At 42.9% G+C, this 21,955-nt stretch carries 24 protein-coding genes; 10 read left to right on the top strand and 14 right to left on the bottom strand.

Features of this window, described 5'->3' with window-relative positions:
- Positions 1 to 5 precede the first annotated feature (5 nt).
- From SOI83_RS05315 to SOI83_RS05305, 3 genes are read right to left on the bottom strand one after another with little or no spacing between them, the layout of a single operon-like run.
- Entirely contained in the window at positions 6 to 611 is a 606-nt protein-coding gene (locus tag SOI83_RS05315) for a YdcF family protein (protein ID WP_320675570.1), read from the bottom strand.
- On the bottom strand, positions 611 to 1,282 hold the full coding sequence (gene tsaB, locus SOI83_RS05310; RefSeq protein ID WP_320675569.1) for a tRNA (adenosine(37)-N6)-threonylcarbamoyltransferase complex dimerization subunit type 1 TsaB: 672 nt from the start codon (positions 1,280 to 1,282) through the stop codon (positions 611 to 613). The genes SOI83_RS05315 and tsaB overlap by 1 nt, the downstream gene beginning before the upstream one ends.
- Positions 1,279 to 1,530: a Ycf34 family protein gene (locus tag SOI83_RS05305; protein WP_320675568.1), complete on the bottom strand. Its 252-nt coding sequence runs from the start codon at positions 1,528 to 1,530 to the stop codon at positions 1,279 to 1,281. The genes tsaB and SOI83_RS05305 overlap by 4 nt, the downstream gene beginning before the upstream one ends.
- Between SOI83_RS05305 and SOI83_RS05300 the strand changes: the two genes are divergently transcribed.
- Both SOI83_RS05300 and SOI83_RS05295 read left to right on the top strand, forming a co-directional pair.
- The gene (locus SOI83_RS05300; RefSeq protein ID WP_320675567.1) at positions 1,529 to 2,752 is read left to right on the top strand and encodes a CCA tRNA nucleotidyltransferase; all 1,224 of its coding nucleotides are present in this window, start codon (positions 1,529 to 1,531) and stop codon (positions 2,750 to 2,752) included. The two genes, SOI83_RS05305 and SOI83_RS05300, sit on opposite strands and share 2 nt — an antisense overlap.
- Before the next feature lie 79 nt (positions 2,753 to 2,831).
- Positions 2,832 to 3,266, top strand: coding sequence for an RNA-binding protein (locus SOI83_RS05295; RefSeq protein WP_320675566.1), 435 nt, complete (start codon positions 2,832 to 2,834; stop codon positions 3,264 to 3,266).
- Between the two features lie 67 nt (positions 3,267 to 3,333).
- Here SOI83_RS05295 and SOI83_RS05290 read toward each other — a convergent pair whose 3' ends face one another.
- Positions 3,334 to 4,272 carry a phytoene synthase gene (locus SOI83_RS05290; protein ID WP_320675565.1) on the bottom strand — a complete coding sequence of 313 codons (939 nt, stop codon included), beginning with the start codon at positions 4,270 to 4,272 and terminating at the stop codon, positions 3,334 to 3,336.
- The gene (gene pds / locus SOI83_RS05285; RefSeq protein WP_320675564.1) at positions 4,269 to 5,693 is read right to left on the bottom strand and encodes a 15-cis-phytoene desaturase; all 1,425 of its coding nucleotides are present in this window, start codon (positions 5,691 to 5,693) and stop codon (positions 4,269 to 4,271) included. Before pds ends, SOI83_RS05290 begins: the two co-directional genes overlap by 4 nt.
- 111 nt (positions 5,694 to 5,804) lie before the next feature.
- On the opposite strand from pds, the gene SOI83_RS05280 reads away from it, so the two are divergent.
- Positions 5,805 to 6,152, top strand: coding sequence for an NAD(P)H-quinone oxidoreductase subunit M (locus SOI83_RS05280; protein WP_320675563.1), 348 nt, complete (start codon positions 5,805 to 5,807; stop codon positions 6,150 to 6,152).
- The gene (locus tag SOI83_RS05275; protein WP_320675562.1) at positions 6,149 to 6,805 is read left to right on the top strand and encodes a DUF3172 domain-containing protein; all 657 of its coding nucleotides are present in this window, start codon (positions 6,149 to 6,151) and stop codon (positions 6,803 to 6,805) included. Before SOI83_RS05280 ends, SOI83_RS05275 begins: the two co-directional genes overlap by 4 nt.
- 13 nt (positions 6,806 to 6,818) lie before the next feature.
- Here SOI83_RS05275 and SOI83_RS05270 read toward each other — a convergent pair whose 3' ends face one another.
- Complete coding sequence (locus SOI83_RS05270; protein ID WP_320675561.1) at positions 6,819 to 7,778, bottom strand: LysR family transcriptional regulator; 960 nt, start codon at positions 7,776 to 7,778, stop codon at positions 6,819 to 6,821.
- A gap of 135 nt (positions 7,779 to 7,913) precedes the next feature.
- On the opposite strand from SOI83_RS05270, the gene SOI83_RS05265 reads away from it, so the two are divergent.
- The 5 genes from SOI83_RS05265 (at position 7,914) to SOI83_RS05245 (ending at position 14,725) form a co-directional block, all read left to right on the top strand.
- On the top strand, positions 7,914 to 8,615 hold the full coding sequence (locus SOI83_RS05265; protein WP_320677670.1) for an NnrU family protein: 702 nt from the start codon (positions 7,914 to 7,916) through the stop codon (positions 8,613 to 8,615).
- A 34-nt stretch (positions 8,616 to 8,649) separates the two neighbouring features.
- A complete protein-coding gene (locus tag SOI83_RS05260) occupies positions 8,650 to 10,671 on the top strand; it encodes an NAD(P)H-quinone oxidoreductase subunit 5 (RefSeq protein WP_320675560.1) in 2,022 nt (673 codons plus the stop codon).
- A 154-nt stretch (positions 10,672 to 10,825) separates the two neighbouring features.
- Positions 10,826 to 12,442: an NAD(P)H-quinone oxidoreductase subunit 4 gene (locus SOI83_RS05255; protein ID WP_320677668.1), complete on the top strand. Its 1,617-nt coding sequence runs from the start codon at positions 10,826 to 10,828 to the stop codon at positions 12,440 to 12,442.
- A gap of 158 nt (positions 12,443 to 12,600) precedes the next feature.
- On the top strand, positions 12,601 to 13,488 hold the full coding sequence (locus tag SOI83_RS05250) for a segregation/condensation protein A (protein WP_320677666.1): 888 nt from the start codon (positions 12,601 to 12,603) through the stop codon (positions 13,486 to 13,488).
- 58 nt (positions 13,489 to 13,546) lie between these two features.
- A complete protein-coding gene (locus SOI83_RS05245) occupies positions 13,547 to 14,725 on the top strand; it encodes an NDP-sugar synthase (protein WP_320677665.1) in 1,179 nt (392 codons plus the stop codon).
- Here SOI83_RS05245 and SOI83_RS05240 read toward each other — a convergent pair.
- Positions 14,706 to 15,599 carry a methylenetetrahydrofolate reductase gene (locus SOI83_RS05240; RefSeq protein ID WP_320675559.1) on the bottom strand — a complete coding sequence of 298 codons (894 nt, stop codon included), beginning with the start codon at positions 15,597 to 15,599 and terminating at the stop codon, positions 14,706 to 14,708. The two genes, SOI83_RS05245 and SOI83_RS05240, sit on opposite strands and share 20 nt — an antisense overlap.
- 87 nt (positions 15,600 to 15,686) lie before the next feature.
- On the opposite strand from SOI83_RS05240, the gene SOI83_RS05235 reads away from it, so the two are divergent.
- Positions 15,687 to 15,965, top strand: coding sequence for a helix-turn-helix domain-containing protein (locus tag SOI83_RS05235; RefSeq protein ID WP_320675558.1), 279 nt, complete (start codon positions 15,687 to 15,689; stop codon positions 15,963 to 15,965).
- Positions 15,966 to 16,206: 241 nt separating this feature from the next.
- Here the strand turns inward: SOI83_RS05235 and SOI83_RS05230 are convergent, their stop codons facing one another.
- From SOI83_RS05230 to SOI83_RS05200, 7 genes are all read right to left on the bottom strand, one after another.
- Positions 16,207 to 16,707, bottom strand: a complete 501-nt coding sequence (locus tag SOI83_RS05230) for a CYTH domain-containing protein (RefSeq protein ID WP_320675557.1) — start codon at positions 16,705 to 16,707, stop codon at positions 16,207 to 16,209.
- Between the two features lie 4 nt (positions 16,708 to 16,711).
- A complete protein-coding gene (locus SOI83_RS05225) occupies positions 16,712 to 17,656 on the bottom strand; it encodes an NAD(+) kinase (protein WP_320675556.1) in 945 nt (314 codons plus the stop codon).
- Positions 17,657 to 17,671: 15 nt separating this feature from the next.
- Complete coding sequence (gene nuoK / locus SOI83_RS05220; RefSeq protein WP_320677664.1) at positions 17,672 to 18,001, bottom strand: NADH-quinone oxidoreductase subunit NuoK; 330 nt, start codon at positions 17,999 to 18,001, stop codon at positions 17,672 to 17,674.
- A gap of 26 nt (positions 18,002 to 18,027) precedes the next feature.
- Positions 18,028 to 18,630, bottom strand: coding sequence for an NADH-quinone oxidoreductase subunit J (locus SOI83_RS05215; RefSeq protein ID WP_320675555.1), 603 nt, complete (start codon positions 18,628 to 18,630; stop codon positions 18,028 to 18,030).
- Entirely contained in the window at positions 18,627 to 19,277 is a 651-nt protein-coding gene (gene ndhI / locus SOI83_RS05210) for an NAD(P)H-quinone oxidoreductase subunit I (protein WP_320675554.1), read from the bottom strand. The genes SOI83_RS05215 and ndhI overlap by 4 nt, the downstream gene beginning before the upstream one ends.
- Positions 19,278 to 19,389: 112 nt before the next feature.
- Positions 19,390 to 20,544, bottom strand: coding sequence for an NADH-quinone oxidoreductase subunit NuoH (gene nuoH / locus SOI83_RS05205; RefSeq protein WP_320677662.1), 1,155 nt, complete (start codon positions 20,542 to 20,544; stop codon positions 19,390 to 19,392).
- Positions 20,545 to 20,568: 24 nt separating this feature from the next.
- A complete protein-coding gene (locus tag SOI83_RS05200) occupies positions 20,569 to 21,714 on the bottom strand; it encodes a citrate synthase (protein ID WP_320677660.1) in 1,146 nt (381 codons plus the stop codon).
- Positions 21,715 to 21,955 lie beyond the last annotated feature (241 nt).

The following is a 21,955-nucleotide window of genomic DNA, read 5'->3' as shown; positions in this document are numbered from 1 at the left end:
GTTTCTTAGTCTCTAAATATTTTCTCACTAAAAGTTGTAACCTTGGGAAAATTTTGTTTAGCCCAATCTTTCGGATCCTGCCCTGTAATTATCCAGCCTACAGCCCTAAATAGATCAAAAAGTTTTTTTGGTAAACTTTCTTTTTTGCATTCAGGTGCACAGGATATTGCTATTGGTGTGAGTTTAATCCCTCGACTTCCTGCTATGAGATTGCCCATTAAAAGTGCTCTTGCAAGGTGATCTTCGCTGGTAACTAGGAGAGCATGATTAATCCCTTTTAGGTGTAAATCTTCGACTATAGAAGTAAAGTTTTCGAGCGTATCCTTTGCTCTATAATCGAGTTTAACGTTTTTCTTAGGTACTCCTGATTCTTTTATCATCCAATGCGCATACTCTGGATTACTGCCTCCGCTAATTATAAGTGGCAGATTTAATGTATTTGCCAGGCCAATACCGGCAAGCTCTCTTTTGATGTCTCCTCCTAAGACAAAAACTAATTCAGGAGACTTTAGATATCTTGATGCTTGTAAATAGGGCCTAAGTGGATACCTAATTATTAGCCAAATGGATAATCCAGCTATAATAAAAAAAGAGCTGCGTTTTAATAGCATCAAACATTGCCAACTGGAGAAGTCGGGTAGATAGGTGTGACGTTATGCCAAGGGGAATCTTGTTTAGACCTATGCGCTTCTAATGAGATCTTTAAAAGGTATTCGACATCACTTCTGACGTCTACTTGGGCTGATAAAGCTGGATGAATATTAAGTTCCTCGTGTATGAGATGTGGGGCTTTTATTTCTAAAAATTTTTGCTGAATAGTTTTAGGGCTATTTTTTAAGTGATATAAGCCAGCCACTATTCCTCTTCTTTTGAGTTTTTGCGCTATCCAGAATGGCTTTTGAAGTTGTTCAGAATCAAGCTGTTTTGCTAGTCGAGGTGCCATTAAGGCAAAGCTGCTCACACCATCAAGTGAACAATTTATTTGTTGAGCAATTGTTCTCGCCATGACTACGGTTAACCGGGTACTGGTAAAGCTTCCAGGTCCTGTCGCTACAGCAAGGCGAGATAACTTTGTCCATGATTTTGCTGGAAGAAGATCTTCAACGCATGTAAGGAGGTTGTTGGAAAGTAACCGACCTATTTGGAAGGTAGAACTCCTAACGCTTTTTATGGGTTCATTTAAATCAAGGACTGATATACCAAAGGTTTCATGAGAGCTGTGCAAAGCAAGTATGAATTTGGATGTTATTTCTTCAGACAAGTTTGTTCGCTGGGCTGTCATGTTGGTAGTTCCATCCCAGGTCTTAATTTCTGCCAGCGACCTTTCTCTTGGACAAAACTATCGCAGGCTCGTACATCCCATTCAATTCCAGTTTGCCCCTCATCAAGGTCAATCACGCTTATATGAATTCTGGGGCCTTGGGGTCTTATATCAGGATGATCAGTTAGATGATCTACGCCATGTTGTTCTTCCACTGAGTGATAGGTCTGGCACCGGTCCACCCAGCGGCAGTCAACGCATATGCACATGCCTAGTCCAATTGCTCCACAATCCATTCTGACTGCTAACCGGATTGAATTATCTAAGATTGCTTGGAGAAGGCTCAAGCCTGACAGATGGCCTTTCCCTTTCGAGAAGCTTCCCAAAGGGAGTGTTTTGGTGGGTGGTTCTGTTCGAGATGCTCTGTTAGACAGGCTTCCTGAAAAACCTGACCTTGATTTAGTTGTTCCTGAGCATGCTGCGCAATGGGCTCAAAACTTTGCAAAAGACGTAGGAGGCTCCTATGTCTTATTAGATGCAGCTAGGGATATAGCGAGAATTGTTTTACAAGGATGGACAATAGATGTAGCAGCTCAAGAAGGAGAAAATCTGCTTGATGACCTCTTTCGCCGAGATTATCGCCTTAATGCAGTAGGACTAAGGTTTCTCCAAAGTTTGGAATTAGTTGATCCAACAGGGGGAATTGACGATATTTACCACAAGCGTATTTGTGCAATTAGTGAGAAGAATCTTGTTGCAGACCCATTGAGGTTACTTCGGGGATTCCGCTTGATGGCTGAAATGAATTTTTCTTTAGACCCGCAAACTCAAAAGTGGGTATCTGCTAACTCCAAACTTTTACCTCAGGTAGCCCCAGAAAGAATCCGAAGGGAGCTTGAGTTGTTGCTGAGTGCCCCATTCGCTGATGATGTATTGCCTTTAGTTAAGGAAATGCACTTGTTTCGATCTTGGGATGCGGGTAGATCTTCTCAAGAATTTTCTTTAAAAGATGCAAGTTTGCTTAGTGAAAATGAACGAGCTGCATTCATACCATTAGTTCGCCTTGCCAATTTGTTAAGTAATGAGGGCTTGAAAACGCTTCGTTTCTCAACCAAGATTTCGCAACGTTGTGGTCTTCTTTGTAAATGGAGAGAGCTTAATGATGGCAAGGCATTTGAGAGCCTTTCCGAAGAGGATCGTCTCCAATTGCACATTGATTTAGAACCAGATTTGCCGGCGTTGATTTTGGACCTTCCTGACTCTGAAAAGGAGAATTGGCTTGAGCGATGGAGAGACCAAAAAGATCCTCTTTTCCACCCCTCTTCACCTCTTGATGGCAATACATTGCAGCAGACCCTTGGGATCGCCCCTGGTAGAGAGTTAGGTAAGCTCATGCGGTATCTTCGCCATGAACGAGCATTTGGTAGGTTGAATACCAGAGATGAAGCTATACATCTTGCTCGCAAGTGGTGTGAACATAATTGGACCTAAATGTGATTAACTGCATATGTAACGAGCAACTTCACTTCAACGGTCTGATTCTCATTCATTTCTATCTCCCTTATTTTTCATGAGCGTTCGTCTTTACATCGGCAACTTGCCGCAGACTTTCGAGAGCAAAGAGCTTGAAGCTCTTTTGAGAAGTGTTGGGGATGGAATCAGATTTAAAGCCGTTTTTGATAGAGAAACGGGAGGCTGTAGAGGTTTTGGATTTGCCAATGTCGAAAATGAGAAATTGGCTGAAGCTCTAATAGAAAAGCTCAATGGGACAGAGTTCAATGGAAATAAATTGAGAGTAGAGCGTTCTGAAAGACGTGACTCTTCTTCAGGAGGCTCTAGGAGAGGAGGCGGTTCTAATGGATCTAATTCCCAGGGCAGCGCTAGAAAGGAAACTAAGAAATTTGTGCATAGTGATGCACCTTCTAAAGCGGCGCCAGATCCCCGTTGGGCAGGTGAATTGTCTAAGTTGAAGGACCTACTCGCAAATCAAAAGACTGCGGTTTGATCTTTGATTTTCTAAAGCTTCCTGCTATTACTACCAGTACCAGACTTGAAAATATTTCTTATAAGTTTTATTTGGATTGAGCAATTAAATAAGAAATCGGAAGGTCTAGGATTTTAATCCAACGCTTTACATATGCTCGGTTATTAAAAACGTCATAGTCAAGTTTTTCTATCGCGTCCAAAATGCCTCTGTATAGCCTTAAAGATGTCCATACAGGCCATCTTGCATCAGAAGAAAGCCACCGCACGCCTTGCTCTGATTTTTCAAACCACATCCTTGCTCTTTGCAACTGAAAGGCCATTAATTCTTTCCATTCTTGGTTAAGTTTTCCATCCATAAGATCTTGCTCAGAGTAGCCAAATTTAAGTAAGTCTTCTTGCGGGATGTAAATCCGTCCTCGTTCTCGGTCTTCACCAACATCTCTGAGAATGTTCGTTAATTGGTTGGCTATGCCCAAAGCAATTGCAGCTTCGGAAGGGTCTGGGGCTGAACTCCATGGAGCAGTTGTATATGCAGGATCAATACCCATCACTCCTTGAGTCATAAGCCCAACAGTGCCTGCAACTCGATAGCAATAAAGTTCTAACTCTTTAAAAGTTGCATAACGAGTTTGATTGAGATCCATTCTCTGTCCGGCAATCATGTCTAGATAAGGTTTGATTGATTGCGGAAATTTTTCTATTGTGTCAACCATCACAGCATCAAGTTCATTCCTAACTTGACCTTGAAAGATTGCTTTTGTCCGTTCTTCCCAGTTATCTAAGCGATCTGATAGTTGAGCTATTGGAAGCGATAGTGCTTCTGGACTATCCATGAGCTCGTCAGTACGCCTGCACCAGACATAGATCGCCCAGATAGCTTTCCGTTTGAGAGGCGGCAACAACATTGTGCCGAGGTAAAAGGTTTTTGCCCATTGGGCAGTTTCTTTTCTGCAAATTTCATAGGCCTTATCAAGACTGATTCCAGCCTTCTGATTACTAGGGGGAATTGAGTATCCAGCTGTCATGTCGCATCTTGAGAAGTCTCGTTTTTTAAGTGGTTTTGCTCTTTAGAAATAGTCATGTGATTTACCTCTTTTGCGCATAATTTCCCACTTAAGACTGCGCCTTCCATTGACGCTAGATAACGTTGCATTGTGTAGTCTCCTGTGAGGAAAAAATTGTCTATAGGTGTTTTTTGGGCTGGGCGAAACTTCTGGCATCCTGGAACTGCTTTGTAAACTGACAGAGGTGTCTTCACAACCTTGTATTTTCTTAGCTTTGCTTGATCATTCCCTGAAAAATGTTTCGGGAAAAGCTTCTTTAATTCTCCCATAGTTGCTTCAATAATTTCTTCGTCGCTACGACCAATCCAATCCTTCGCTGGAGCAAAAACAAGTTCCAGCATTGAACGATCGGGGTCTTCATATTCTTTACAAGTTATACTCATATCTGCATAGACGCTTAGTAATGGGGAGCGACTAAAAAGTAAGTGGTCAATATCTGTTAGTTTTCTGTCGAACCAAAGGTGTATGTTGATAACAGGAACTCCTTTAAGTCCCTCAAGTTTTTTAAAGATATCCATTTCTTGCCATTGGGAAGGAATTAATAATTTGAATAAATCAACTGGAAGGGCACTTACGTAGGCATCCGCCTTGACTTCCATGGAATCCCCGCCTTTTGTACTTCCTATGCTGAAGCTTGCTACATCTCCATTTTCACTAAGATTTATCTTGCGCAAAGGCCTATCTAGGTGAACCTCGCCACCAAGGTTTTGGATATGCTCGACAATTGGTTGGCATAATCGTTCTGGAGGGGCTCCATCCAAGAAGGCCATCTTAGATCCATTCTTTTCTTGAAGGAATCTATTCAGTGCTGTTAGTAAGACTGTGGATGATATTTCATCTGGGTTTATGAAATTTAGGGCTTTACTCATGGCAATAAAAACTTCATCATTTACGCGCTCAGGGATATTGTGTGAGCGGAGCCATTCTGTCCAGGATTGCTTATCACTTTCTTCAACATATTCTTGTCCACGGAGCATTGCAGGAACTAAGCCAATTCCAAATGAGATTTTTTCTGGCCAGCTAAGCATGTCATTATTGCTCAGGATTGCTGCTACTCCATTTAATGGTGCAGGTAGGTCTGGAAAGTCAAAACGGCTATATGTTCCTGGTTCTTCTGGTTGGTTGAAAATCATTGAGTGGCTTTTCCATTGGAGCCGTTCTTCGATTTCTAATTCTTTGAAGAGCTGCAGCATGTTTGGGTATGCCCCAAAAAAGATGTGTAATCCCGTTTCGTACCAGTCCCCGTCTTTATCTTTCCAGGCTGCAACCTTGCCTCCTAAAACGTCGCGAGCTTCATACACGACAGGGGTATGACCTGCATCGGCTAGGTATTTCGCGCAGGATAGACCGGCTAAACCGGCTCCAGCTATGGCAACTCGCATCTGTTTGATGGAAGATGAACGTCAACTTTAATGAAGACTCCCCTCAGGTGGTTCCATACCTAGAGTCTTGTTAATTCATTATCTCGGTTCACTAGTCGGACCGGCCAATTTATGACCGAGACGCAGCTGAAGTGCACGACAAGGCACGTAAGACTTTTCACCGCAATTGTGGATGGTGACAATTTGATTCCAGATGGGGATCACCTCACTCTTGATCTAGACCCTGATAATGAGTTCCTTTGGCCTGATGAAGTGGTTGCCAAAGTAAATCTGCGATTTAAAGAATTGGTTGCTTCGCAGGCAGGGAAAGAATTGAGCGATTACAACCTTCGTAAGATTGGCTCAGAGCTAGAGGGCACTATTCGTCATTTGTTGCAAGCAGGAGAAATTAAGTACAACCCAGATTGTCGTGTACTTAATTTCTCTATGGGCCTTCCCCGTAAATCGGAATTGTTGTGACTCGTCCGCCTTACTACAGATCGCCGAGAGGTGGCGGAAGTGATCGTAATGATCCTCGTCGAAGAGGTAGGCCTCGAGGTGCTTCGCGTTCTTCGTCTCCAAGGTCGGCCTATGCCCCCCCACCTGCTCCTGGTGCCCCTTCAGGCGGGGGAGGCGGCCTTGGAGGCATGAACCTCAATACTGGATCACTGGCTGTATTGGCTGGGGTTTTGGTTGTAGGTGTTGGAATAGGCAGTCTGATTACAAGTACCACTCAAGGTGGCCAGGGAAATATTGCTAGCCAACAGCAGTTAGATATGGAGGTTCCTGATCCTGAATTTTGCAGATTATGGGGAGCGAGTGCTTTTGTTATTGATGTTGAGATGTATACCACCCTTAATCCATCTACTAGTTTTGTTACTCAACCAGCTTTGCAGCCTGGATGTGTAATTCGTAGAGAGAATTGGTCGGTTCTAAAAAGAGAAGGTGCGATCACTAATGAAGATGAGCGTGAATGTAAGCAAAGAATGAATACATTTGCTTACATAGGATCTATAAGAGATAAACCAATTGTGAAATGTGTTTATCAAACGGACCTCAAAGATAACAAGTTTTACTTAAAGGGTGTCTCAGAGGATGCCGGAGCAGTTGGTCGAGAAGCCTATCAATTTTAAGCACTTTTCTGTTTTAATCTTTAGTAATAGGTTCTGTCCTTATTGGGCTTTTCATGTCGGCAAAAGATGGAAGAATATCATTCCTAAAGGCTTCTGCTGCACGTGAGCAATACCTTGCAGGATGTCTAATCAATTTTAGTTGGCGGCTTACATTAAGATCAGTCACAATTGGCTTATAAATGGTTCCAGCCAGAATTTCTCTTTCGATTGATACTACTGGGAGAAAAGCCGCGCCTAGACCTGATTGAACAGCATTTTTAATTGCCTCTAAAGAATTTAGTTCCATTTCGATTCTTAGTCGTTGAACCTCTAAGCCTGAGTTAGTTAAAAGTTTGTCGACAACCTTTCTTGTTGTTGATTGCGCATCGAGACTGAGAAAGCCCAGGCGATACAAGTCTTCTTTTGTAAGTTCCTTATGTCTATTCATTGGATGTTTGGTTGGTAGCACTAGGGCAAGTTCATCAGTTGTGTAAGGGATGATTTCTAGGATTTCTTTGAGTTCGGGAGGCAACTCTCCGCCAATAATTGCTAAGTCGATTTGGCCATTGGCCACACTCCAGCCTGTGCGACGTGTGCTGTGTACCTGGAGTTGAACAGAAACTTCTGGGTATTTTTGTCGAAACGCCCCAATCATTCGAGGCATTAGATAGGTTCCTGTGGTTTGACTAGCGCCTATAACTAATGAACCACCTTTGAGATTGTTCAGATCCTCAAGTGCTCTGCAGGCCTCTTGGCATTGACTAAGTATTCGGTCGCAATAATTCAGTAGTAGTTGCCCTGCTTCGGTGAGTTGAGCTTTTCGGCCTCCTCGGTCAAATAAAGAAACCTCTAGTTGCTTTTCAAGGTTTTGAATTTGGAGACTTACCGCAGGTTGGGTTACATACAGACTGTCAGCAGCTTTTTTGAAGCTGCCTTCGTGTGCTATTGCCCGAAGGATTCTTAGCTGGTCCAGAGTGAACGGCAGCTCAGCCATTGGGCCCGTCCGTTAGGGCGTCAACAATACAAAGACTTTAAGCGGCAATCTGCTAGAGCGGACACTTCTCCAACGCAATAAGCTGATTTGGTGGAAAACATTTTTTTGGGTGGCCCACATCACAGCAGTCTTGTGATGTTTTTGCTGCTCGTTTTATTTGCTGTAATTCATAGTGGCGGTGCCGCGTTGAGACCTTGGGCTGAAGAGCTAGTTGGGCCAAGGCTTTGGAGAATTATTTTTGCGATAGTGAGTATTCCACTTGCTGCAATACTTATTGGATATTTTCTTGTACATCGCTATGACGGCGCACGCCTATGGAATGTTCAAGGCCTGACCGGGATGGTGCCTTTGGTTTGGTTCTTAACAGCAGTGAGTTTCTTTTTCTTATATCCCGCTACTTACAACCTTTTAGAAATCCCTGCTGTGGTGAAACCACAACAAAGGCTTTATTCAAAAGGAATAATTCGTGTAACTCGTCATCCGCAGGCTGTGGGCCAAATTCTTTGGTGTTTAACGCATCAACTTTGGATTGGCAGTAGCTTCATGCTTGTAACTTCTTTGGGGTTGATTGGTCATCATGTTTTTGCGATTTGGCATGGGGATAAAAGACTAAAGCGTAAGTTTGGACCAGCCTTTGAGGTGTTGAAGGAGGAAACTTCTGTCGTTCCTTTTCTTGCAGTTATTGATAAAAGACAAAAGTTGATTGTCCAAGAATTCTTAAGACCTTCCCAGCTAGGAATTGCCCTAGCTGTCGGCTTGTTTTGGTGGTCGCATCGCTTCATATCGTTAGGTAGCGAAGCGTTTCTCTCTTCTTGGCTAGGGGAATTGCTCGGCTGAGCTGCGTACACTCCCTGAAGATTGATCCGACCGGATGCCCTCTGCAGTTGACATCGCCTGGTTAATTCCTGTTCTTCCTCTCCTTGGGGCAGTGGCTACAGGCCTTGGATTGATAAGTTTCAATAGGACTATCAATAGGCTTCGGAAGCCTGTTGCATGGATTCTCCTGACCTGTGTGGGTGCTTCTGCAGTATTGAGTTATGCGGTTCTTTTTGAGCAGCTTGCTGGTACCCCTTCTATAGAGCGATTGTTTGTTTGGGCTAGTGCAGGAAGCTTTGTTTTGCCAATGGGCTATGTGGTGGATCCTTTGGGTTCAGTGATGTTGGCTTTGGTAACGACCATTGCCTTATTAGTGATGCTTTATTCACATGGCTATATGGCCCACGACAAAAGCTATGTGCGTTTTTTTACATATTTGGCTTTATTCACCAGTTCGATGCTGGGCCTGATAGTTAGCCCAAACCTTCTTGAGATATATGTTTTTTGGGAGCTTGTAGGAATGTGCTCCTATCTACTCGTTGGATTTTGGTATGACCGTGAAGGAGCTGCCCATGCTGCCCAGAAGGCTTTCATTGTTAATCGAGTAGGTGACTTTGGCCTCCTCTTGGGAATCCTTGGATTGTTCTGGGCTACTGGAAGCTTTGATTTTCAGGGAATTGCTGACGGGCTTTCGGCGGCGTTAAGTGACGGGACAGTGCCGCTTTGGGCAGCTTTGGTTTTATGCCTCTTGGTATTTATGGGCCCCATGGCAAAATCTGCACAATTTCCATTGCATGTTTGGCTTCCAGATGCAATGGAAGGCCCAACTCCTATTTCGGCTCTTATTCATGCGGCAACAATGGTCGCTGCTGGAGTTTTCCTAGTTGCTCGTTTGCAGCCTATATATTCACAATTTCCATTAGTTGGTTTTGTCATTGCATTAGTAGGAACTATTACCTGTTTTTTGGGTGCTTCTATTGCTCTGACACAAATGGACTTGAAGAAGGGGCTTGCTTACAGCACTGTTTCCCAGCTTGGGTACATGATGCTCGCTATGGGATGTGGTGCGCCTATAGCAGGCATGTTCCACTTGGTAACCCATGCTTTCTTTAAGGCAATGCTTTTTCTTGGCTCAGGGTCGGTCATCCATGCGATGGAAGACGTTGTTGGTCATGAACCTGTTCTCGCTCAAGATATGCGATTGATGGGTGGTCTTCGCCAGAAGATGCCTATAACAGCCACTACGTTTTTCATTGGTTGTGTCGCTATCAGTGGAATACCTCCTCTTGCTGGTTTTTGGAGTAAGGATGAAATCCTTGGTCAGGCTTTTAATTCTTTCCCTTTGTTATGGGTTGTTGGTTGGTTGACTGCTGGTATGACTGCTTTCTATATGTTTAGACTTTATTTTCTAACTTTTGAAGGCGATTTTAGAGGAGAAGAAAAAGAACTACAGAAACATTTGCTTTTGGCTGCTGGGAAAGAGCTTGAGGATGAGCATGTGCATGAGGGCCATATTCAGGGTGTCTTGCATGAATCTCCTTGGTCAATGACGATTCCTTTAGCTGTATTAGCTGTACCTTCAGTATTGATAGGTTTGCTTGGAATCCCTTGGAATAGCAGATTTGGGGCACTTTTGGATCCTAATGAGGCTTTAGAAATGGCAGAAAATTTCAGCTGGGGAGAATTCCTTCCGCTTGCCATTTTGTCTGTAGCAATTTCTGTTGCAGGTATTACTTTGGCTGTATTTGCTTATGCACTCAAAAGAATTGATTTAGGAGAGCTTTGTGCGGCTCGTTTCCCTCAAGTGAATCGATTCTTGTCTAAAAAGTGGTATCTCGATGAGATTAATGAAAAGCTTTTTGTTCAAGGGAGTCGCAGGCTTGCTAAGGAGGTCCTTGAAGTTGATGCAAAGGTTGTAGATGGTGTGGTGAATCTTACTGGGCTGTTAACTCTTGGGAGTGGGGAAGGACTTAAGTACTTCGAAACAGGGCGTGCTCAGTTTTATGCATTGATAGTTTTTGGGGGAGTTGTTGCATTGGTAGTCCTTTTTGGTGCTCTAGGAACCCCAGTTGCATGACCCATTTCATTGCCTTCTGTGTGTCAACCCCTATTTAGGTGATGCGATAACGCTCAGCATTTCTACACTCCCACAAGAGCTGAACGCCTTAAACGTTTAGCAATCTTTAGCAGGTACATCTTTAGATGCTGGAGGATTACTGGTGGGTGATCAGATGATTGCAGGTTTTCCCTGGCTGAGTCTGTCTATTTTGTTTCCCATTGCGGGTGCATTTGTGGTGCCTTTTATCCCTGATAGAGGGGAGGGGAAACAAGTCAGGTGGTTTGCATTGGTAATAGCACTCATTACTTTCCTTATTACTGTTGGTGCTTACCTAAATGGATACGACCCCCAGCTAGAAGGTCTTCAGCTGGCTGAGCGGGTTGATTGGCTGCCAGGCCTTGGATTGGCGTGGGCTGTTGGGGCCGATGGACTTTCTATGCCTCTGATATTGCTAACTAGTTTTATAACTGCTCTAGCAGTTTTGGCTGCTTGGCCAGTCACATTTAAGCCGAAACTGTTCTTCTTTTTGATGTTAGCTATGGACGGAGGTCAAATAGCTGTTTTTGCCGTTCAGGACATGTTGTTGTTCTTTTTAGCTTGGGAACTTGAGCTTTTACCTGTATACCTACTTTTGGCAATTTGGGGAGGCAAGAAGCGTCAATACGCTGCAACAAAATTCATTATATATACAGCTGGAAGTTCATTATTTATCTTATTAGTTGCACTTGCGATGGGGTTCTTTGGTGGAGAAACACCAAATTTTGAGTACACACATCTGGCCCAACAAAGTTTTGGCGGAGGATTTCAACTTCTTTGTTATAGCGGCTTATTAATTGCCTTTGGTGTCAAACTTCCCATAGTTCCTTTGCATACTTGGCTGCCAGATGCTCACGGAGAGGCTACCGCTCCTGTCCATATGCTATTGGCAGGAATACTGTTGAAAATGGGGGGTTATGCACTTTTGCGATTCAATGCGCAGCTTTTGCCAGAGGCTCATGCTCAGTTCGCACCTTTGCTCATTATTCTTGGTGTAGTTAATATTATTTATGCTGCTTTAACTTCCTTTGCACAAAGAAACTTAAAGCGTAAGATTGCATATAGTTCAATAAGTCATATGGGATTTGTTTTAATTGGAATTGGAAGCTTTAGTACCCTTGGCACTAGTGGGGCAATGCTCCAAATGATTAGTCACGGTCTAATTGGGGCCAGCCTTTTCTTTCTTGTAGGAGCGACATATGACAGGACACATACTTTGCAATTGGATGAGATGGGAGGTGTAGGGCAAAAAATGAGAATCATGTTTGCTCTCTGGACTGTTTGTGCACTAGCTTCATTGGCATTGCCTGGCATGAGTGGCTTTGTATCAGAGCTAATGGTTTTTGCGGGTCTTGTAACTGACGAAGCTTATACATTGCCTTTTAGAGTTGTAATTGCTTCTTTGGCTGCAGTAGGGGTAATCCTCACTCCAATTTATCTATTATCTATGCTTAGAGAAATATTTTTTGGCAAGGAAAATAATGAACTTGTTGCTCAGACTAGTCTTGTCGATGCTGAACCAAGGGAGGTTTATATAATTGCCTGTTTGTTGGTTCCAATTATTGGTATTGGACTATACCCACGTCTTATGACAGATAGTTATAGCGCTTCTATTGAAGCACTTGTATCTAGGGACGTTGTGGCTATGGAAAGAGTTACTCGAGCAAAGCCAAAAAATGTTGGCAATTCTGCAATCACTTCAGCAACTGTTTTAACCCCTTTAATTAAAGAGCAAGCTTCTAACATCACTTAGATTTTTACTTTATTCCATTTTGAATTAGGTAAAATAATTAAAAAAGACGATTGTTTAATATGTTTTTTCAACTTCTTGTTAGAAGTTTTAAACATGGTTAACTAATGCTGGCACAAACCCTGAACTATCGATATCTTTTTAAAAGACTGGGTTTTATCTTGCAAGATATTTGCCATGATAAAGGTAATCAATCTGGGGCTCGCTTAGCGATAAGGCTTTTGCAAGATGCAGCTCAAAGTGGGCAGCTCGATCCTTGGGATGTTGATGTTATTTCAGTGATAGATGGATTTTTGGATCAGCTTAGGCAGCGCATAGAAGTTCCAAAAAAGGTTGCAGCTCAGTTAGAGGCTCATGGAGGAAGCTATGAAATTGATTTAGCGGATAGCAGTGAGGCTTTTCTTGCGGCATCTGTTTTGGTTGGCTTGAAGGCAGAAGCTCTAGAAATACAGACATTCCCTCCTGAACCTGTGGAAGTCGAATTTGAGCCTGATTATGTTGATCAGGCTTGGTTAGACCCAAGGTTCGAATTGCCTCGTAAACCTGAGAACCATTTACTTAGACGACCTGTTGCACCTCCACCATTAAAAAGACCGGTCACCCTTGGGGAGCTTATAGATCAATTGGAATCGATTGCAGAGCAGCTTGAATCAGATGAGTTGCAAAATCGACGTCGCCAAAGACAAAAGCGATACAGTGAACGTGAGGCTATCGCAGAAGTCAAGGCTCTTGCCCATAGAGAAAAACTGCCAGAAACTACTGCAGCACTAGGGGTTTTCCTCAATGGTTGGGAGCAGGCTATGCATTGGATTGACTTTGAGGCTTTGATCTTGAATTGGAAGGAGGTCGCCAAGGAAGATCTAGACACTGATCGAGTGGGTGTTTTTTGGGCATTATTGTTTCTTTCTTCTCAAGGCAAAGTAGAACTTCAACAAGACGGATCTTTGTATGCCCCTCTAAGGTTAAAACGCTTACTGCAACCAGGAACAGTTGCCCAACTTCCACTCGAGACAATAGACGTGCCAGATGTCACGCCGGCCGCGGCTTAGATGGCTATTCCCTTAGGCGTCTATGTTGTGTCCCAATTAGGTGAGGCTTGCAACGCCAATGAAGGCGATGATCCTGGCGGCAGGCAAAGGAACTCGTGTCCAGCCGATCACTCATGTGATCCCCAAACCGATGATTCCAATTTTGCAGAAACCCGTCATGGAGTTTCTTTTGGAATTGTTAAAGGAGCACAATTTCAAAGAAGTTATGGTGAATGTGTCTCACCTGGCTGAAGAAATAGAGAATTATTTTAGGGATGGACAGCGTTTTGGAGTAGAGATTGCGTATAGTTTTGAGGGTCGTATAGAAGAAGGGGAGCTTATTGGCGATGCTCTGGGATCGGCAGGTGGTCTAAAAAAGATTCAAGACTTTCAGCAATTTTTTGATGATACTTTTGTAGTGTTGTGTGGTGATGCATTAATTGATTTAGATCTCACGGAAGCAGTAAGGAGACATAAATCCAAAGGCGCTATGGCGAGTTTGATAACTAAAAGAGTCCCTAAAGAGCAAGTTAGTAGTTATGGTGTTGTTGTTACTGATGATCAAGACCGTGTAAAGGCTTTTCAGGAAAAACCGTCTGTTGATGTTGCTTTAAGCGACACTATTAATACTGGTATATATCTATTCGAACCTGAAGTATTTGAGCATATACCATCAAACAAGCCTTTCGATATTGGTTCTGATCTATTCCCAAAATTGGTAGAGATGGGAGCCCCTTTTTATGCCCTTCCCATGGATTTTGAATGGGTTGATATCGGTAAAGTGCCTGATTATTGGCAAGCTATACGGAGTGTTTTGCTAGGCGAAGTAAGGCAGGTGAGTGTTCCGGGTAAAGAAATTAGGCCAGGGATTTATACCGGATTAAATGTTGCTGCAAATTGGGATAAGATTCATGTTGAGGGCCCTATTTATGTGGGAGGCATGACTCGAATAGAGGATGGGGCTACTATTATTGGGCCATCGATGATTGGACCTAGTTGTTGTATATGTGAGGGCGCAACAATAGATAACTCGATCATATTTGATTATTCTAGGATTGGAGCTGGTGTTCAGTTGGTTGAGAAGTTGGTCTTTGGAAGATATTGTGTAGGAAAGAATGGAAATCATTTTGATCTTCAAGAGGCAGCTTTGGATTGGCTAATTACTGATGCAAGACGTCAGGATTTAGTAGAACCTTCTCCTCAGCAAAAAGCTATGGCTGAATTGCTTGGGACTGATATTACTTCTGCTGCAAGTTAATATTTGCCTGATCGAGGATCGCTGGGATTTTCTGTTCTGCTTTTATCGCCATTAAATGAACACCTTGTGAGATATTTAAAAATTGCTTAGTTTGTTCTGCCGCAATTTGAATTCCTTCTGCGATTGGATCTTTAGAATTACCCAAGCGACTGATAATGGTTTGAGGTATACATGCACCTGGTACAACTTTATTGATAAATTGTGCATTTTTTGCGGACTTGAGTAAGAAAACACCCGCTAATACCGGCAGTTGAAGTGGAGTAGCTATTTCTTTGCAGAATTTTTCTAGTACTACAGCATCCATAACCATTTGTGTTTGAAGAAACTGTGCTCCAGCTTCACGTTTTCGTTCTAAGCGATTGCGCAGGCTTTTGAGGCTTTTGCAATTTGGATCTGCAGCGGCCCCAGCAAATAAATTAGTTCCTCCATCGGGGAGCAAAGTGCCAAGAGGATCCTTGGAATTGTTAAGTTCTTTGATTTGTTTAAGGAGTTTGACTGATTCGTAGTCATGAACAGGGCGAGCCAAAGGTTGATCTCCAGCTCTGACTGGATCGCCTGTAAGGCAAAGAACATTTTTTATTCCCAGGGCATTTGCTCCAAGTAAATCTGCCTGAAGAGCTATTCGATTTCTATCTCGACAAGCCATTTGGAGAACAGGTTCATGTCCTTCTCGCAAGAGCAAGCTACATAGAGCAAGACTGCTCATTCTCATGACAGCTCTACTGCCATCGGTAACATTTATTGCGTGAACGCGATTTTTCAGAGTATTGGCCATTGCAATTGCATGGCCAGGATTAGCCCCTCGAGGGGGCATGATTTCAGCAGTAACTGTTACCGCTCCAGCCTCTAAGGAGCGCTGCAGAGCTGATCTCAAACCGCTTTACCTGTAACCCTAATTACTATGAATGATCGAGGAACCTTATGTCTGCCTATTATGGCGGAAAAGGGTTGAGAGGAGGGCATGATCACTGGCGACATCTCCAATTCAGCTCAAATGTCCCTTTCTGCAAGGGAGATGGAAATCATTGAACTTGTTGCCGCAGGGCTTACAAATCAGGAAATTGCTGAAAAGTTGACCATTAGTAAAAGGACTGTCGACAATCATGTGAGCAATATGTTTACAAAAACAGGGTCCAAAAATCGTGTGGCTCTTCTGAATTGGGCAATGGATCACGGCAAAATCTGCCGAGATGGCTTCAATTGCTGCACACTTCCTGACGCGTCCCCTTCCGACTCCTGATTGACAGGAGCTTCGGCTCTGGCAGTGGCATCAGTGAGCATTCCACAGGTGGCAGCTCAAATAGCCTCGCGTAGTCCAGGCACGCTTCTTTATCCCGTCCTATGTAGCGAAGGATTCCATCTGTGTCGTACAACCCAAACAAAATTTCCTCCTTTGTGGAACAGCGCCAATACGACAGCACTTGTTAAGAGAATATGAATTATAAACAGAATATAAAGAAACGGGCAAGCGCCAGGCTTCTTTAGGTGAGCCCGTTTTTTCTCAGCTTGCTATTAGGCCAGTCCTTTAAAGGGTTTTGGGCTAGTGCTGCATTGCTTAAGTCAGTTTGCCCAGTGATTTCTTGGCCGCACCATGGAGGTATTTCAATCATTTGGCTTGGGGATGAGAGTTCCACTTCAGCGATTATTAAAGGAGAATTGTCGCCTTCAAAGGAATCCACGATCCACTCGCCGTTATCGAGATTTAGTTGATACCTGATTTTGTGTAGGCGATAGAGAGCGAGTTCCCAGATTTCTTCAGCATCTTTGATTGCAATTGGGTACTCGAATTCGTGGCTTGAAATCTTTTCTGCAGGTGCTTTGAGTGTTATCCATGCTTGGTTTTTATCACTGATTCTTATTCTGATTGTCCAGCCACTGTGGCCAGTCGCTAAGTAAGCCTGGCGTAATTGGATGCCTGGATTGGTCAATTCACGCCAGCTTGTATTTGAGACGAGAAACCGTCGTTCAATTTCCAAAGCCATTGAGCTACTTGCGTTCTTCTTTCTTGTTGGAAAAACTTCCTGCCCAGTGGAGTTTTTGTGAAAGAGTTCTGTAGTAGGAGGGGTTTTGTTCTAGAACAACCATCAAAGCATTGTGACGTGCTCTTTGAACAATGCAACAATCACCTGGCTTTAGTAAATCCGCGCTTGCACCATCCTTCCAGAGTTTGATGCGGCGTTTTTTATCACCTTTGGGCCAAAGGATTAGTCGTGATGCAGGTGGAACAACTACCGTTCGACTCGAAAGACTTATAGGAGATATCGGACTGATTACTATTCCCTCAATGCCAGGATGCAAGATTGGACCACCAGTAGCCATTGCATATCCTGTGGAGCCTGTAGGAGTAGAAAAGATCAAGCCATCTCCTTTGTATTGATCAACTACTTCTCCATCTATTTCAAGTTCAACAGTGCATGTAGGTGAGATTTCGTCTTGGTACGCACGCACATAAAAATCATTTAAGGCCCAGTGTGGATTAGAGCAATCATCTCTAGATTGAACTTCAGTTATTGTTTCGCTCAAATTGTAATTAGAAAAATGTTTTACATTGGCTTGGAGCATCATTCTGCTTTCTATTGCATAACTATCCTGCCGCAATCTTTCCCAAAGTTGATCATCATCTAAAAGAACCTTTTCTTGAGTAAGGAAACCTAAATTGCCACCTATATTAAAGCTAAGTATCGGAACACCGTATATAGCAAGATGACGCGCTGCTCCCAATACAGTCCCATCACCTCCAAGAACTACTGTTAAATCAGGAAGTTTCTTTCGCTCAGAAATTAATTTTGGGAATGGGTTCTTTCCTATACCACTTTCTGCGATAACAACTTTGATTCCCAAAGCAGTTAATTTGTTTGAGCATAAAGTAGCCTTTTGGTATGCTTTGCTACTTTCAGATCTATATATAACCCAAATTAAGTTAAGGCGCATGATGCGGCTACTGCTTTACCATCGCAGAAGATTAAAACTTTCCATGTCGACTGTTATTCTATTTCTATATAAAGATAGAAGGATGGCTAACCCAACAGCTGCTTCGGCTGCTGCAACTGTAATTACAAATACAGCAAAAACTTGACCTCGAATTAAATCACCATCAAGATATGAGGAGAATGACATTAAATTAATATTAACAGCATTGAGCATCAGCTCAATACTCATTAAAACTCTTACTGCATTTCTGCTATTAACTAATCCCCATACTCCAATACAAAACAGCAAGGCAGCAAGTAATAAATATGCTTGAAGTGGAACTAGGCCAGAAGATGTTTGAATCATAGTAGCTAGAGAAAGATAGAGATGAATCACTGCTTCGGTTGCTCAATTAGTAGTGGGGTTCTTTCTTTTTCTACAATGCTTTGTTTGGTGACGGCATCTGTTCCAATACCGTCAGGAAGGAAATCTTTCCGAGCGAGAACTATTGCTCCAATCATTGCCATTAATAGGAGCACAGATGCGAGTTCAAAAGGAAGCAGGTAATCACTAAAAAGATGCTCCCCAATGCGCTCTGTTGCCATTTCGCCAATAGATGCTGGCCCAGGAGTCGCCCATGGAGTGGTTATTACTACTCTAGTAAGTATTGTTAGAAGACCTAGACATACTCCCCCTGAAAGTATTTTCTGCAGCCGTAAACCTTCAATTTCTTTGAGAGGCTCGCGTTTATTAACTAGCATTATTGCGAAAAGTATTAGGACATTGACTGCTCCTACATAAACCAAAACTTGAGCTGCAGCCACAAAACTTGCATTTAGTAAAAGGTATAACCCTGCTACTGCCATAAATACTCCACCTAGTAAAAAGGCTGAATAGACAATGTTTTCCAATAAAACGACAGCAATGCTTCCAGCTATTACAACTGTTGATAGCAGTAGAAAGCAAATTAACTCTGTGGAAGTTGCAATTGTCATTTGGATGTAGGCCTCTCTTCGCAATCTGCTTTTAAAGAAGGATTTTGCTCTTCTGAGTTTGTTTCTTCATTTATTCTCTTAAGTGCTTCAAGTGGTAGTTCTCCGGCACGTTTATTGGCGCTAGATACTCCATGGGGATCCATAACTCCTTTAGGCAGATAACCCAGTTCACGAAGAGGGGTAATAGATGGGTCTGTGGTTACACTTGTTGGGAGGCGGCCAAGGGCAACATTATCGAAATTTAGGCTGTGTCTGTCGAAGGCCGCAAGTTCATACTCTTCAGTCATAGAGAGGCAATTTGTTGGACAATATTCAACACAATTTCCGCAAAAGATGCATACACCAAAATCTATGGAGTAGTTTTTGAGTTCCTTTTTCTTGGTTTCCTTATTCATTACCCAGTCAACGACTGGAAGATTGATTGGGCAAACCCTTACACAGACCTCACAGGCGATACATTTGTCGAATTCATAGTGAATCCTTCCTCTATAACGTTCCGAAGGAATGAGTTTTTCATAGGGATATTGAACCGTGATGGGTCTACGGCGCATGTGGTCAAAAGTGACCGAAAGCCCTTGGGCTAGATATTTCGCTGCATCAACTGCATCCTGGGAGTAGTCAGCAACTTTTTTGAGGAACCCGAGCATTGATAGGTACCTAATGAAGGCTAACTATGTTCATAAACAAAATCCTACTAGTTTTTTGAAGGCTATAAGTAATAGTGCTTACAAGAAGCTTGGGAAATGAGGGTTTGTTCATTTATCCACCAAAGGCGCTTGGAAGCACAAGCTTTAAACCAGCTGTAACAAGTAAGTTAACAAGAGAAACAGGAAGAAGGAATTTCCAGCCTAGGTCTAGCAGTTGATCAATTCGTACTCGAGGGGTAGTCCACCGCAGAAGAATTGCTAAGAAAACTAGCAAATATGCCTTAAGCACTGTCATTACGATGCCCACGGAAGCATTTATTAGCTCAATTATTGGTGCATCTACTGATTGGCCTATGACAGTTGCAAACCATTCAATTGGGACAGGAAACCCCCACCCTCCCAGATAAAGAACTGAAACTAGTAGAGCAGAAAGAATTAAATTTATATAACTACCTAAATAAAATAAAGCAAATTTCATTCCAGCATATTCAGTCTGATATCCAGCCACAAGTTCTTCTTCTGCTTCTGGAAGGTCAAATGGCAGTCGTTCACATTCTGCTAGGGCACAAATCCAAAAAATTAAAAATCCCACTGGTTGTCGCCAGACATACCAGCTAAGGAACCCAGCACTATTTTGATGATCAACAATCTCGACAGTGCTTAAGGAATTGCTCATCATTACAACGGCTAATACTGAGAGAGCAAGAGGGATTTCGTAACTGATGGATTGTGCCGCTGCTCGTAGACCACCTAACAGTGAGTATTTGTTATTTGAGGCGTAACCACTCATTAAAAGGCCAATAGGTTGAATGCTACTTAGTGAGATCCAAAGGAATATGCCAATCCCCACATTGCTAATAAGTAGATTTTGTCCAAATGGAACTATCAACCATGAAAGTATTACCGGAACTAGTACAAGTACAGGACCAACCGTGAATAAAACTCCATCTGCTTTTGCTGGTATTACATCTTCTTTCACTAATAATTTCAAGCCATCAGCCATTGGTTGAAGAATTCCTAGGGCGCCTGCATATTCAGGCCCTATTCGTTGTTGTGCGGCAGCAGAAATTTTTCTTTCTAGCCACACTGTTACTAACACTCCGACTAAGGCAGCTGTTAGTACCAGCAGCATTGGCAAAGGTAACCAAAGGATATGGGCAAGTTCAGAGGAGAAACCTAATCCTTCTAGAGCATGGGTGAAGCTCAATTCGAGATCTATACCTGGCGTTACCAAAGCTGGATTTGCAGTAGCAAGGTGTGTGACCATTGTCATGGTTGAGATGATGGCAACTTAGTTCTCTTTTGAAGGGGTGCGACTCTCTGGATTGCTCCAGTCACGAGGTTTAGACCCTGTATAGATTTGAGAAGGACGAAAAATTCTATTGGCGCCTAGTTGTTCTCGCCAGTGAGCGAGCCAACCAGCTACACGAGAAATTGCAAATACAGGTGTAAATAAGTCCCTGGGGATTCCAAGCTTTCTATACACGAGCCCAGAGTAAAAGTCTACATTTGGGTAAATACCTTTAGGCCCTAAACGAGCTTCAGCGGCTTCTTCGAGAGCCTTTGCTACGTCATACATTTCATCTTTACCAAATCTTGCGAATAGTTCTTCTGCCAAGCTTTGCAGAATTGAAGCTCTTGGGTCTTTAACGCGGTATTCACGATGACCAAAACCCATGATTTTTCTTTTTTCTGCAATGGCTTTATTTAAATAAGGCACTGCACATTCAGGGCTTCCTATTTCTTCCAGCATTGCCAATACATCTTCATTGGCACCACCATGTAGCGGCCCTGCAAGAGTCCCAACCGCTGAAGCTACGACTGCATATGGGTCAGTAAGAGTGCTTGCTGTAACACGTGCACTAAAGGTGCTTGCATTTAAACTATGTTCTGCATGCAGGATGAGACAGCGATCAAAAATTCTTGCAGCTAATGGATCTGGTTCACGCTCAGTCAGCATATAAAGAAAATTGTCTGAATATGCCAAATTGTCTTTTGGTTGAATTGGGTCTTGGCCTTTTCTGATTAGTTGAAAGGCTGCGACCATAGTTGGGATTTTGGCTATTAATCTCACTACAGCGTCATAGATGTATTGAGGATCATCAATTGCTCTTCTTGAGTAAAAGAGCCCTAGTGATGCTGCACTGGATTGAAGGGCATCCATTGGATGTCCTGAGGCAGGGAAGCACTTCATCATGTCGCGGACTCGAAAACTCACTCTTCGATGCATCTGTACTTGATGTTCGAATTCGCGTAATTGTTTGGGGTCTGGTAACTCCCCCCAGATCAGTAAGAAGGCGGTTTCTAGAAAGTTGCTATTCGAAGCCAAGTCGGCTAGTGGATAACCTCTATAAGTTAATTCTCCTTTGAGTCCATCAATATCACAAATTGCAGATTGAGTGACGGGAACTCCTTCTAATCCTGGTCGAAAAATCATTGAAGTACTTTTACGGTGTTTCGCTTTAGGTGCTTTTGTCTCCACCGACTATTTTCAACTACTTGGAAACTTAAGCAGAATCCTATTCTACTGAGCCGACTGTAAGCAAAGCACAAAGTTTTGCATTCCTATTCGCTTTGCTTGTTTTTTTGAGCAGATGGACATGGGTTTGCGCTAAAAGATTTGCCTGAGTGATATGAACGGTTGTTTACCTCAGTAAGCATTGATGCTATATGGTCCA

It is taken from the genome of Prochlorococcus sp. MIT 1300 (genome assembly GCF_034092375.1).
Taxonomy (GTDB): domain Bacteria; phylum Cyanobacteriota; class Cyanobacteriia; order PCC-6307; family Cyanobiaceae; genus MIT-1300.
Note: the sequence above shows the minus strand (reverse complement) of the source record. Positions and strands in the feature narration are given on the sequence as shown.